Here is a 13460-nt window from a genome sequence, read left to right as displayed (position 1 = left end):
CAACGGTTTTACGTGAAACCGAAGCAATCCGGTACGGGCGCTTCGCCGCACCTCAGACGCGAATCCGGTTCAAGCTTGCCCTTGCGAGACACGCCGCGCACATCGCAACCAGCGCAATGACACGGTTGTAACCATGTCATCGCAACGGTTACGGAAGAGTCTTGTCACCGCTAATGTGGACCCGAACGCGTAGCAGTGCAGCGGTTGTCGAAAGGTGAAGGCGTCCACGTGGTCGAGGTCGAACCCGCCGAGGGGACCGAGGGCGTGGACGTCGGCATGGTCCGCGCCGGCGCGGCCGCGGCTGCGCGCCGGCGACAACTCGACATCAGTCAGCGCCGCCTCGCGGCCGACGGCATCATCAACGCCGGGGCGCTCATCGCCTTCGAGAAGGGCCGCAGCTGGCCGCGTGAGCGCACCCGCGCGCGGCTCGAGGAGGTCCTGCAGTGGCCGCCCGGCACGATCGCGCGGCTACGTGCCGGCAGCGACCCCGCACCGCCCGCACCTCCCGGACCGCGCTCCGCCACGTCGTCGGAAGCAGGCGTAATCGAGGACGGGTCGCTCATCGCGCAGGCGGTCGACACCGCCGTGCACACACTGGCCGGCACGATCGCGACGCTGCCCGACGTGACGCACCCGGACTTCGTCGCCCGTGCCTCGTCGATACTCGCCGACCTCCGTCAGCTGGAGGCCGTCGCCGCTCGCGCCGCGCGGATCGGGCGGGTGACATCGCCCCTGCTACGAGCGTTGAGCGGGGTGCGCCGACAGATCGACGACCTGACGCGGCACGCGGCCACCGCACCCGGAGCGCCCCTGGCCCACCGGCTCTACGCGGCCCGGCGGGACGCCAACCTCACGGTCGAGGAGACGGCGCAAGCCGCGGGCGTCACCGAGGACGTGATCGTGGCCGCCGAGGCGGGCGAGTCGGTGCCGGACCGCGCGACGGCGCTCATCGAGATGCTGGTGGGCCAACTCGACTGGCGCTGACGTCGGTCAGAACCGGTCGCGCGCCCGCTCCCGGTCGTCACTGGTGGGGAAGTGTTCGGCGAGCGCCGCGGCGATCTCGACGAACTTCCGTCGCGTCGCCGGAGCCATCTCGGCCGTGCGCTCGATCACGCCACCCGGGCGCAGGTGCCCGTCGAAGGGCACCTCGACTACCCGCTGCCCCTGGCTCGCGAACTGCTCGGCGAGGACGCCGCGGGTGCGCTTGTCGGCGTGGCCGTCGGAGTCGTTGAGCACCACGACCGTCCGCTGCAGCAGCGAATGCAGACCGCGCGACGCCAGCCAGTCCAGCGTCTGCCCGGCCGCCGCGGCGCCATCCACCCACGGCGACGACACGACGACCATCGCGTCGAGGTCGCGGAGGACCTCCTGGGTCACGGGCGTGTCCATCGTCGAGCTGCAGTCGATGATCGAGATGGTGAAGTACCGGTCCAGTCGACTGGTGGCCTCGCGGTAGATCGCCGGATCCAGCACGCGCCGCCGCGCCGGGCTGCCCTCGCCGGCGAGGACGAACAGACCGGCGGCATTGCTGCCCACCCGGTTCCGGACGTCGGCGAAGGTCTCGAGGTGTTGATCGGCGGCGAGTTCCCAGTACGATCCCGCGGCGCGCGGATCGACGCGGCTGCCGAGCTTGCCGAAGGCGGTGTCGGCGTCGATGGCCACGACGCGGTCGTCCTGGCGCAGCTCGGCGAACACCGAACCGAGGCTGGCCGACACGGTCGTCTTTCCGACGCCGCCCTTGCCCATCACGCCGATCTTGTAGTGGCCGCGCAGCCCACCGCGGATGCGCGCCTCGAGTTCGGCGTCACGGATCTCCTCCGGCGACGGACCCAGGTTGACCAGTCCGAAGGTCATGCGGAAGACCGCGCGCCGCCAGCCCCGGCCCGGCGGGGTCCGCTTGACGGGCACCAACTGGTCCGCGCGGATCCGGTCGGCGTACGAGCCGGGCGGCACGGGCGGCAGCACGCGGGTGTCCTGCGGGTATGGCGTCTGCCAGGAACCGGTGCCACCGGGCGGCGGGCCGCCCGGTCGGGACGGTCGTTGCGGTGACGGGGATTGATGCGGTGCCGGAGGATGCGGCGGCACGTGCTGCGCGCCCGGTGGGACGTGCGGCTGGTGCGGTGGCGGCGGTTGCTGCGGCCACCCGGGCTGCTGCGGATTCCACTGCGACGGCGGCTCCGGGGACAGCTGCTCGCGCGGGCCGGCGTCCCGCGCGAACCCCGGCGGGGGTCCGTAGCGCGGTGGTTGGCGCACCTCGCCGGTCGGATGCTCCGACGGCCGGAGGGCATCGTGCGCGGGCGCGCCGGTCACGCCGGGTTCGTCGCCGACCGGGCGTGGCGCCGGATCGACCGGCGGCCGGCTCGGCGGAGGTGCCGCCGGGGTGACGGACGGCTGGGGCGGAGCCGGCTCGTAGTCGGTCTCCTCGGGTCCGGTCCACCCGAGTTGGTGACGCAGGGCATCGTCGCGGTCGCTCACGGCACGCGCGCTCCTTCCGGGTGGGCTGACGGCTTCGATACGAGTATCGACCACGACCGCCGGTCGGGGCTCCGGCCGTACCCGCCGCCGTCCGTCGACGGCGTGCTCAGCAAACGACGTGACGCACTGACCGCGGCCATCTGCTCCGCAGCGTCCGGCGGCGTGCGCCGCGTCGACGCGTGCCGCGCTGTGCCCCGTGTAAGTCGGATGCCGTTCCCCGCGGCCTTAAAGGGGCTGGAAATTAGTGCGTCGGAACCCCGTTCGGCGCTGGTAGCGTCCCCGGTGGCGGAGGGAGGGCGGCATGGGTCTGGCCAAGGACATCGAGAGCGTGGGGGCAGCGCTCGTCGAGATCGGCAAAGTCGGCAAGGAACTCGTCGCCAACGCCGACGAGCTCGCCGGCGGACTCGAGGGCCTGGGCAACCTCTTCCAGCGCTTCTCGTCGACCGGGCGGCTGGCCGATCTGGCCAGGCTCGGCCGCACGCTGTCCCGCCATGCCGACGATGCGCGGACGTTCCTGTCCCGGCCCGAGATCGCACGCTTCCTGAAGCGCGCCAAGACCCCCATCCTCAGCGCCGGCCAGTCGACCATCGCGGGGATGAAGCTGACCACCGGCGTCGGCACGCCCGACGACGGTGCCGGGTTCGGGCGCGGTGCCCGCGGCTTCGGCGTCGCGGGCGAAACCCTCGACGCGGCCTACCCGGACGACAGCTGGACCGGCGGCGGGTCGCACGCCTACGCCGACGCGAACGCCCGTCAGGCCGACCGCACCGGTGCCGCTATGCGCGCCGACGCCGCGATCAACGCCGTGCTGACGCGTGAGGCCGGGCAGATTACGGCGACGCGCACCGCCCTCGACGACGAGAGCGACTGGTTGGCCGACGTCGGTCTCGTCACCATGCTCGTCGCCGCGACGCCGTACGTCGGTCCCGGCACCGCGATGGCGATGGAGATCGCCGCGGTCACCAAGGCGCTCGGCGCGTGCACCGCCGAACTCGTCGACCTGTCCGCGCGCGTCGACGAGAACGCCGCCGAGATCCGCTCGTTCGCAACCGGTTACGGGTCCGGGCTCGCCGGTCTGTCACGGGAGGAGTCGGCGCCGCAGGCACCACCCCCGACCGCCCCGCCACCCGCGGACTCCGGCGACGAGTCGGCCCGGCCCGAGGAGGCCGACGCCCGCGATGACGCCCCGCCAGCGGGTGTGCCCGGCACGGCCCCCGGTGCATCCGGTGGTGCAGCGGGAGGCGGCGGGTCCTCGGCGCCGCCGGGAGAACCACCCCGCGAGTGCCGCCACGATCTCGGCGGCACACTCGACGATCCGCCCGACGGCGTCGAGCCTGCCCCAGCCGGGACCGACGCCTCGAGCGGCGGAGCCGCCCCGGGCCCAGCCCCGATGCCGGCAGCACCGCTCGGCGCCGTCCCCGCGACTGCCGGCGCGCTGCCCGCCGCGGGTGTCAACGCCGCGCAGCTCGCCGGGCTGGTGCAGACGCTGGTGCAGCAGGCGCTGCAGGAGCAGGCACGTGACGAGGCCCGCCGCGGCGACGAACGCGGCGAAGAACGTGGAAAGGACGCCGACGGGGACGGCGTGCCCGATGAGGACGGGGTGCCCGATGAGCGCGGCGTGCCCGACGCTGACGACGGGGACGGCATCCCCGACGGGGATCGGGACGGCGCACCCGACGAGGAGTTTGCGGGCGCTGCACCGGGCACCGCCAATGTCGGCCGCGTACCCGCTGACCTGCAGGTGGGCGGTGATCCGGCGGAAATGGGTGTCTCCGGTGGCGCTACCGTGGAACCAATCGGCGCAATAGGGTCACCGCCGGTGGCGTGACGGTAGGAAGATGGTCGACGAGGGGGTCTCGAACATGTCAGGCGATCTACGGGTCACCACTGCGCACCTGCGCGGTCTCGCTGCCACCCAGCAGCAGGCTGCCGCGGAGATCGGCGCCGCCACCCGTGCCACCGAGGGCGTGGGCACGGCGGTCCGCGTCAGCCACGGCGCCATCGGCTCTGCGACCGCCGCCGCGGTGGCCGCCGCGCAGCACGCGCGTGTGGCCGCCGGCGCGGCGATGGAGCGGATCTCCGCGGCGCTCGACGGGGACCTGACGGCGGCGGCCGGCCGCTACGACGGCGCCGACCAGTGGACCGGCGACCTGATCGGTCGACAGATACCGCCGAGGTGACGATGACCGGCACCTACGGGCACGGCGGCACGCACATCGACGACGTCGTCGCCGTCGAAGTGACGATCGACGGACTCCTCGTCATCGCCGACAAGCTCAACCTGATGGACTTCCCGCCCTCGCTCGGCATCCGGCCGAACATCCCGATCCCCGAACTGCGCGACCTCGTCTGGGAACAGGTGGAACGCGACCTGACCGCGCAGGGCGTCCTCGACGTCTTCGGTGAACCCCATCCCGAGGTCGCCGCGATGCTCGACACGCTGAGCCGCGCCGACCGCGCGCTCGAGTGCCGGTGGTGGCGGCGCGACGTGGGCGGCAAGATGATCCGCTTCGCGGTGTGCCGCAAGGGCGACCGCCACGTCATCGCCGCACGCGACCAGGACCTCATCGTGCTGCAGCGGATCGCCCCGCAGGTCGGCCTGGCCGGGATGGTCACCGCAGTACTCGGACCCGGAACGCCCGCCGACGTGGAACCGCTCACCGGCGTCGCCGAGAGGCTCGGCGAGTCGGCGACGGCGAACCAACTCGGGCAGTTCGGCATCGCGCCGACGTCGGCCCGCACCTATGCCGAGGCGATCGCCGAACCACACGGCTGGGTCGAGATCACCGTAGTGGAACGGCATCCGGGCGGTACCACCACCACCGCGGACGTCGCCGCCGGAGTGCTCGACGCACGGCAGGGCCGCATCGTCTCCATCCCGCGCCGGGTCAACGGCGACCTGTACGGCAGCTTCCTTCCCGGCACGCAGGAGAACCTGCAGCGGGCCCTCGACGGGCTGCTCGAGTTCCTGCCGTCGAAGGGCTGGTTCGACAGCGGCGTCGCCGAGGCCGACGCCGGACACGACTACTACTGACCAGGAGAGGCGCACCACCGGTGGAGGAGCACTCGCCGCACAACCTCGGCGACGGCCGGTTCGAGGACGACCAGGACGTCGACGCAGCACGCGGCTACGGAGCCAGCGGGGATGACGACCTGGGCGCCCTCGACTTCTCCGCGCCCGCCGACGACCACGGCTCCGACCTAGCGGCCGTCGACTTCCCGACCTACGGCGGCCCCGAGACACCGCCGCCGCCCACGCACGCAGCCGACCCCATCGAGGATGGCGTGCCGGTGCCGCTGTACACCGTCGCGAACCCGCCCGGAACCGTCACCGTGACCAGCTTCCTGGACGGCCGCATCAGCCGCATCGAACTGCACCCGCGGGCCGCCCGGATGTCGGAGGCGCAGCTGGCCGACGAGATCGTCGTGATCGCCCGGCTCGCCACCCAGGACGCCCGTTCGGCCCAGTACGCCTTCATGTTGGAGGGCATGCGCCAGCAGGGCCACGACGACGCCGACACCCGTGACTTCCTCAGCCGCGACCTCGAGCTGCCGTCGCCCGAACGGGCCGACGCCGAGCGGGCCGCGCTCTTCGCCACTCGATACGTAGGTGACCATGACTGATCAACTGGCCGGACTCTTCGGCAGCGCCGTAGGGATGCTCCCCACGGCGCCCGCGCGTGCGCTCGAGCTGTTCACCGAGATCACGTCGCTCGACGAGACCGCGTGCGACGCCTGGGTGGGGCGCATCCGCTGCGGCGACGTCGACCGCGTCACGCTGTTCCGGGCGTGGTACTCACGCGGCAACTTCGGCTCCCTGGCCGGTGCCGCCGAGATCTCGATGAACGCGCTGGGCGCCCGCGTGCCGATCGGCGGCCAGTTCGGCGACATCACCTACCCGGTGAACTCGCCGCTGGCGATCACCATGGGCTTCGCCGTGCACGAGGCGGGCGAGGGCAACCACGCCGACGCGATGGAGGCGCTGGAGGCTGCCCCGGCCGTCGGCGCCGACCATCTGGTGGCGTGGATCAAGGCCGTCGTCTACGCGTCGGCCGAGCGGTGGACCGACGTCATCGACGAGGTCCGCGGCGCCGGCAACTGGCCGGACACGTTCCTCGGGGCCGCTGCCGGCGTGGCGCACGGCGTCGCCGCCGCCAACCTCGGTCTCTTCACCGAGGCGGAGCGCCGGCTCACCGAATCGAACGCGTCGCCCGCCGGCGAGGCGTGCGCCACCGCGATCGCGTGGTTCCTCGCCATGACGCGTCGCAGTCAGGGCAACGAGGAGTCCGCGATCGCCCTGCTCGAATGGCTGCAGGCGACCCACCCGGAGCCGAAGGTGACTGCCGCACTGCGGGATCCGAACTACCGCCTGGTCACCACCACGCCGGAGAAGATCGCCTCCCGCAAGGATCCGTGGGATCCGGCCAGCGCCGTCGCCGACACGTCCGGCCGGGAGTTGCTGCTCGCCGAGGCGCAGGCCGAACTCGACCGGCAGATCGGCCTGAGCCGGGTGAAGGACCAGATCGAGCGGTACCGGGCGGCCACCCAGATGGCGAAGGTGCGCGCCGCGCGCGGCATGAAGGTGGCCCAGCAGTCGAAGCACATGATCTTCACCGGACCGCCGGGCACCGGCAAGACGACGATCGCGCGGGTCGTCGCCAACATCCTCGCCGGGCTCGGCGTCATCGCCGAGCCGAAGCTGGTCGAGACGTCCCGCAAGGACTTCGTCGCCGAGTACGAGGGGCAATCGGCGGTCAAGACCGCCCGCACCATCGACCGGGCACTGGGCGGCGTCCTGTTCATCGACGAGGCGTACACCCTGGTGCAGGAACGCAACGGCCAGGCCGACCCGTTCGGCACGGAGGCGCTCGACACGCTGCTCGCCCGGATGGAGAACGACCGCGACCGGCTGGTGGTCATCATCGCCGGCTACAGCGCCGACATCGACCGCCTGCTGGAGACCAACGACGGCCTGCGGTCGCGCTTCGCGACCCGCGTCGAGTTCGACTCCTACGCCCCCGACGAGATCGTCGCCATCGCGAAGGTGCTGGCCGAGAGCAATGATTCGCGTCTGAGCGACGAGGCCGCGAAGCGGGCGCTGGAGGCGGCGACGCTGCTCAGCCAGCGGACGCTCGGCGGCAAGCCGGCCCTCGACATCGCCGGTAACGGACGCTATGCGCGCCAGCTCGTCGAGGCCGGCGAGCAGTACCGCGACATGCGGCTGGCGCGGTCCCTCGACTTCGAGAACCTGGACGTCGAGCAGCTGAGCGAGATCGCCGGCGACGACATGGCCGAGGCCATCGACGCCGTCCACGCCCGTCTGAACATCGGCGACTGACCATGGCAGGTTTCCGGCTTACCACCAAGATCCAGGTCAGCGGCTGGCGCTTCCTGCTGCGGCGCGTCGAGCACGCGATCGTGCGGCGCGACACCCGCATGTTCGACGACCCGCTGCAGTTCTACAGCCGTGCCGTCGCGCTGGGCATCGTGCTCGCGGTGATGATCTGCCTCGGCGCCGCGCTGCTGGCCTACTTCAAGCCGCTCGGCAAGCGCAGCGGTGACACCCTGCTGGTCGACCGCACGACCAACCAGCTGTACCTGGTGATGCCAGGCACCGATCAGCTGCGACCGGTGTACAACCTCACCTCCGCGCGGCTGGTGCTCGGCAACCCGGGAACGCCGTCGGCGGTGAAGTCCGACGAACTCAACCGAATGAGCAAGGGCCAACCGATCGGCATCCCGGGCGCCCCGTACGCGACGCCCGTGGCGCCGGTCGGGGAGTCGACGTGGACGCTGTGCGACACGGTCACCAAGGCGGAAAGCGTTGCGCCGACCATCGATACGTCGGTGCTGGTGCTGCCGCTGACCACGGACGCCGCCACCGGTCCGCTGCGGCCGAACCAGGGCATGCTGGTCACCTACGCCGGCGCGGACTGGTTGATCACCGATCGCGGCAGGCACGCCATCGACCTCTCCGACCGCGCGGTCACCTCGGCGGTCGGCATCCCGGTCACCGCGAAGGCAACGCCGATCTCCGAAGGTCTGTTCAACGCCATCCCGAACGCCGGCCCGTGGCAGCTGCCGCAGGTGCCGGCCGCCGGCGCACCCAACGGCATCGGGCTGCCGCCGAAGCTGGTGAACGGAGCCGTGTTCGAGACCGTCACCGAGTCCGGCGAGCAGATGTACGTGGTGCTGCCCGACGGCGTCGCCAAGGTCAACGACACGACCGCCGCCGCGCTGCGGGCCTCGAACTCCTACGGGCTGATCGCGCCGCCGGCCATCGAGTCGAGCGACGTCGCGAAGATCGCCGAGCAGGTGTTCGTCTCGCCGCTGCCCGACGTGCCGCTCGACATGCTGCTGCGCGACGAGACGCCGGCGCTCTGCTGGTCCTGGCAGCGCGAACCGGGAGCGCAGGCTCCGAAGACCTCGATCGTCGCGGGCCGCCGCCTGCCGCTACCGGCATCCGCGCTCCGCACCGGCATCGACCAGATCGGCGGCACGTCGACGGTGTACATCGCCGGTGGCCAGTTCATCCGGCTGCAGTCCCCGGACCCGCGCTACGGGGAGAGCCTGTACTACATCGACCCGCAGGGCGTGCGGTACGGGCTGCCCAACGAGGACACCGCCAACGCACTGGGCTTGTCCGGTCCACTGACCGCCCCGTGGCAGGTGGTCAGCCTGCTCGTCGACGGGCCGGTGCTGTCCAAGGAGGCGGCGCTGCTCGAGCACGACACGCTGCCCGCCGACCCGAACCCCCGCACGATCGACGACGGCCGCGGCGGCGCGCAGCCCGCCGCCAACACCGGAGGCGGCTGATGACGACCAAGAAGTTCACGCCCACCATCAAGCGGGGGCCGCGCCTGACGCCCGGTGAGATCACCGTGACCCCGCCCGAGGACCTCGGCATCGAGATCCCGCCGTCGGGCATGCAGAAGGCCATGCCGTGGGTCATGGGCGGCTGCATGCTCGGAATGATCGTGATCATGATCTTCACCGGCGTTCGGCAGCTCTCGCCGTACATGCTGATGATGCCGCTGATGATGGTCATGGCCACCGTCGGCTTCATGGCAGGCGGCGGTCCCGGCGGCAAGAAGGTGCCGGAGATCAACGCCGATCGCAAGGAGTACCTGCGCTACCTCGCCGGGCTGCGCACCCGCGTGACGTCGTCGGCCGCAGCGCAGGTGACGTTCTTCAACTACCACGCACCGCATCCCGACGACCTGCTGTCGATCATCGGCACCCACCGGCAGTGGTCACGGCAGTCCAACTCCGACTTCTACGCCGCGGTCCGGATCGGGCTGGGATCCGAACCCGCCGTCGACCGGCTGCTCAAACCGGCGGTGGGCGGCGAACTCGCCGGGCCGCAGGCCGCGCCGCAGCCACACCTCGAACCCGTCAGTCACATGTGGGTGACGAAGTTCCTGCGCACCCACGGCCTCATCCACGACTGCCCGAAACTCGTTCAGCTGCGCACGTTTCCGACGATCGCCGTCGGCGGCGACGGTGACCGCGAGGGTCTGCTCACCGCGATGATCTGCCACCTGGCGGTGTTCCACCCACCGGACCTGCTGCAGATCCGGGTTCTCACCGACGACCCCGAGGACCCGCGCTGGTCCTGGGTCAAGTGGCTGCCCCACGTGCAACACCAGAGCGACACCGACGCCGCGGGCGCCACCCGGCTCGTCTTCACCCGCCCCGACGGCCTGAGTGACCTGACCGCCCGCGGACCGCACACCGCGGATTCCGCCCCGGCCGGCCCGTACGTCGTGGTGATCGACCTGACCGGCGGCAAGGCGGGCTTCCCCGTCGACGGCCGTGCCGGCGTCACGGTGATCACGCTGGGCAACCACCGCGGGTCGGCCTACCGCATCCGCGTCGACCCGGACGGCACGGCCGACGACCGGCTGCCAAACCAGTCGTTCCGCCTGGTGGCCAGCCAGTGCGACACGATGACCGCGGGTCAGGCCGGCCGGGTGGCGCGCAAGCTCGCCGGCTGGTCGATCACCGGCACCATCATCGACAAGAGCACCCGGGTGCAGAAGAAGGTCGCCACCGAGTGGCACGAGCTGGTGGGCGCACAGACCATCGAGGAGGTCACCCCCAACCGGTGGCGGATGTTCACCGACACCGACCGCGACCGCCTGAAGATCCCGTTCGGCCACGAACTGAAGACCGGCGACATCCAGTACCTCGACATCAAGGAGGGTGCCGAATTCGGGGCGGGCCCGCACGGGATGCTGATCGGCACCACGGGTTCGGGCAAGTCGGAGTTCCTGCGGACGCTGATCCTGTCGCTGGTGGCGACCCACCACCCGGACCAGGTCAACCTGCTGCTCACCGACTTCAAGGGCGGGTCGACGTTCCTCGGCATGGAGCGGCTACCGCACACCGCCGCGGTCGTCACCAACATGGAGGAGGAGGCCGAGCTGGTCAGCCGGATGGGCGAGGTGCTCTCCGGCGAACTGGACCGGCGCCAGTCGATCCTGCGGCAGGCCGGCATGCAGGTCGGCGCGGCCGGTGCGCTCTCGGGCGTCGCCGAGTACGAGAAGCACCGCGAGCGCGGCGCGGATCTGCCGCCGCTGCCCACGCTGTTCGTGGTGGTCGACGAATTCGCCGAGCTGCTGCAGAACCATCCCGACTTCATCGCGCTGTTCGACCGCATCTGCCGCGTCGGTCGATCGCTGCGCGTGCACCTGCTGTTGGCGACGCAGTCGCTGAACACCGGCGGTGTGCGCATCGACAAGCTCGAACCCAACCTGACGTATCGAATTGCGTTGCGCACCACCAGCTCCGCGGAGTCGAAGGCGGTGATCGGCACACCGGAGGCGCAGTACATCACCAATAAGGAGAGCGGTGTCGGCTTCCTGCGGGTCGGCATGGAGGATCCGGTGAAGTTCAAGAGCATGTACACCGGAGAGCCCTACGTGCCGGCCGCGACGCAGTCGGCCGACGGGGACTCCGCGCCGCGGCACGCCGTCGCGAGCCGGGTGAGCATCCGGCCCTTCACCGCGGCGGCCATCCCCGAGGCGGTGGCTCCATGACGGTGCAGCGCGAGACCGGCAACGGCGCCCGGCCCGTCGCGTTCGAGCCCGAGCAGCGGGTGCTGCGCGAGGTCGTGCTCGACCAGCTGACCACGGGCGAGATCCGCGCCTACCGCATGTGGTTGCCGCCCCTGACCGATCCGACGCCGGTCGACGAACTGGTCGCCCGCGACCAGAGCAGGCCGCTGCGGTTCGGGCTCGGCATCATGGACGAGCCGCGGCGGCACCGCCAGGAGGTCTGGGGCATCGACGTCTCGGCCGCGGGCGGCAACATCGCCGTCGGCGGCGCGCCGCAGACGGGCAAGTCGACGTTCCTGCAGACGCTCATCCTGTCGGCCGCCGCGTCGCACACGCCGCGGCAGGTGCAGTTCTACTGCATCGACCTCGGCGGCGGCGGCCTGATGTACCTCGAGGACCTGCCGCACGTCGGTGGCGTCGCCACCCGCTCCGAGCCGGACCGGGTCAACCGCGTGGTGGCCGAGATGAAGGCCGTGCTGCGGCAGCGCGAGGCGACGTTCAAGCAGCACCGCGTCGGCTCGATCGCGTCCTACCGCCAACTGCGCGACGACCCGAGCCACCCGGCGTCGGGCGATCCGTTCGGTGACGTCTTCCTGGTGATCGACGGGTGGCCGGCGTTCACCGCGGAATTCCCGGATCTGGAACCGGTGGTGCAGGACATCGCCGGCCAGGGGCTGGCGTTCGGCGTGCACACGATCATCTCCACCCCGCGCTGGACCGAACTCAAGGCACGCGTCCGCGACTACCTCGGCACGAAGGTCGAGTTCCGACTCGGTGACGTGAACGAGACGCAGATCGACCGCATCACCCGCGAGATTCCCGCCAACCGCCCGGGCCGGGCGGTGTCGATGGAGAAGCACCATCTGATGATCGGCGTACCGCGCCTGGACGGGGTGCACAGTGCCGCGGACCTGGTGCCGGCAATCTCCGCGGCCGTGCAGTACATCGGATCTCAGCACACCGACCAGGCGCCGCAGGTGCGGGTGCTGCCCGAGCGCATCTACCTGCGTGACCTCGACCCGCATCCGCCGGGACCGGAGAGCGACTACCGGACGCGGTGGACGGTGCCAGTCGGCCTGCGGGAATCGGACCTGTCGGTGGCGTACAACGCCATGCACACCACGCCGCACATGCTGATCTTCGGTGCGCCCAAGTCGGGCAAGACGACGATCGCGCACGCGGTGGCGTCGGCGATCTGCGCCCGCAACGACCCGTCGCAGGTGCGATTCATGCTGGCCGACTACCGGTCCGGCCTGCTGGACGCCGTCCCCCAGAGCCATCTGCTCGCGGCCGGTGCGGTGAACCGCAACAACGCCTCGCTGGAGGAGGCCATCAAGGCGCTGGCGATCAACCTGCAGAAGCGGTTGCCGCCGCCGGATCTCACGACGGCGCAGCTGCGCGCGAGGTCGTGGTGGTCGGGTCCGGACATCGTGCTGCTGGTCGACGACTGGCACATGGTGGTCGCAGCGAGCGGGGTCATCCCGCCCATGGCACCGCTGAGCCCCCTGCTCCCCGCTGCGGCGGACATCGGACTGCACATCGTCGTGACGTGTCAGATGAGCCAGGCCCACCGGGCGACGATGGACAAGTTCGTCGGCGCCGCCTACGGGGCGGGGTCGCCCACGATGTTCCTCTCGGGGGAGAAGACCGAATTCCCGTCGAGCGAGATCAAGCTCAAGCGGCGGCCGCCTGGCCAGGCATTTCTGGTGTCGCCGGATGGTAAGGAAGTCATTCAGGCGCCCTATGTGGATCCCCCCGAGGAAGAAGTGTTCGCAGCACCTCCGTAGGGCCGGTAATATTCTCGTCAGTCATTCAGCAATGCTGGCGGCCCACCGCTAGCAAACGGATCGGGGGATCACGTGACTGGGATTCGGTTATCTCGTCCTACCTCCGATTTCGTGCGCATCCCGTGCATTCGGAATTGAA

General features: G+C 71.0%; 10 protein-coding genes. 9 read left to right on the top strand and 1 reads right to left on the bottom strand.

The annotated features are described in order from the left end of the window. The first annotated feature begins 228 nt into the window (after nt 1-228). Entirely contained in the window at nt 229-984 is a 756-nt protein-coding gene (locus FZ046_RS06240) for a transcriptional regulator (protein WP_407664450.1), read from the top strand. A gap of 6 nt (nt 985-990) precedes the next feature. Here the strand turns inward: FZ046_RS06240 and FZ046_RS06235 are convergent, their stop codons facing one another. Next, on the bottom strand, nt 991-2475 hold the full coding sequence (locus FZ046_RS06235) for a MinD/ParA family ATP-binding protein (RefSeq protein WP_070352671.1): 1485 nt from the start codon (nt 2473-2475) through the stop codon (nt 991-993). 301 nt (nt 2476-2776) lie between these two features. Here FZ046_RS06235 and FZ046_RS06230 point away from each other — a divergent pair, with 301 nt between their 5' ends. The 8 genes from FZ046_RS06230 (at nt 2777) to eccCb (ending at nt 13321) form a co-directional block, all read left to right on the top strand. Next, entirely contained in the window at nt 2777-4303 is a 1527-nt protein-coding gene (locus FZ046_RS06230; RefSeq protein WP_070352672.1) for an EspA/EspE family type VII secretion system effector, read from the top strand. A 34-nt stretch (nt 4304-4337) separates the two neighbouring features. Continuing rightward, entirely contained in the window at nt 4338-4655 is a 318-nt protein-coding gene (locus FZ046_RS06225; protein ID WP_070352745.1) for a type VII secretion target, read from the top strand. A gap of 2 nt (nt 4656-4657) precedes the next feature. Then, the gene (locus FZ046_RS06220) at nt 4658-5509 is read left to right on the top strand and encodes an ESX secretion-associated protein EspG (RefSeq protein ID WP_070352673.1); all 852 of its coding nucleotides are present in this window, start codon (nt 4658-4660) and stop codon (nt 5507-5509) included. A gap of 119 nt (nt 5510-5628) precedes the next feature. Further along, nucleotides 5629-6099 carry a secretion protein EspD gene (locus FZ046_RS06215; RefSeq protein ID WP_070352747.1) on the top strand — a complete coding sequence of 157 codons (471 nt, stop codon included), beginning with the start codon at nt 5629-5631 and terminating at the stop codon, nt 6097-6099. Then, complete coding sequence (gene eccA / locus FZ046_RS06210) at nt 6092-7813, top strand: type VII secretion AAA-ATPase EccA (RefSeq protein WP_070352746.1); 1722 nt, start codon at nt 6092-6094, stop codon at nt 7811-7813. Before FZ046_RS06215 ends, eccA begins: the two co-directional genes overlap by 8 nt. A 2-nt stretch (nt 7814-7815) precedes the next feature. Continuing rightward, nucleotides 7816-9291, top strand: a complete 1476-nt coding sequence (eccB, locus tag FZ046_RS06205) for a type VII secretion protein EccB (RefSeq protein ID WP_070352674.1) — start codon at nt 7816-7818, stop codon at nt 9289-9291. Continuing rightward, nucleotides 9291-11516 (top strand): type VII secretion protein EccCa, encoded by a 2226-nt coding sequence (gene eccCa / locus FZ046_RS06200; RefSeq protein WP_070352675.1) that lies wholly within the window; start codon nt 9291-9293, stop codon nt 11514-11516. The genes eccB and eccCa overlap by 1 nt, the downstream gene beginning before the upstream one ends. Then, nucleotides 11513-13321 (top strand): type VII secretion protein EccCb, encoded by a 1809-nt coding sequence (gene eccCb / locus FZ046_RS06195; RefSeq protein WP_070352676.1) that lies wholly within the window; start codon nt 11513-11515, stop codon nt 13319-13321. The genes eccCa and eccCb overlap by 4 nt, the downstream gene beginning before the upstream one ends. The last annotated feature ends 139 nt before the right edge of the window (nt 13322-13460 follow it).

The organism is Mycolicibacterium grossiae (genome assembly GCF_008329645.1).
GTDB lineage: Bacteria > Actinomycetota > Actinomycetes > Mycobacteriales > Mycobacteriaceae > Mycobacterium > Mycobacterium grossiae.
The sequence above is the reverse complement of the archived record's forward strand: the minus strand, read 5'-3'. Positions and strand labels throughout refer to the sequence as shown.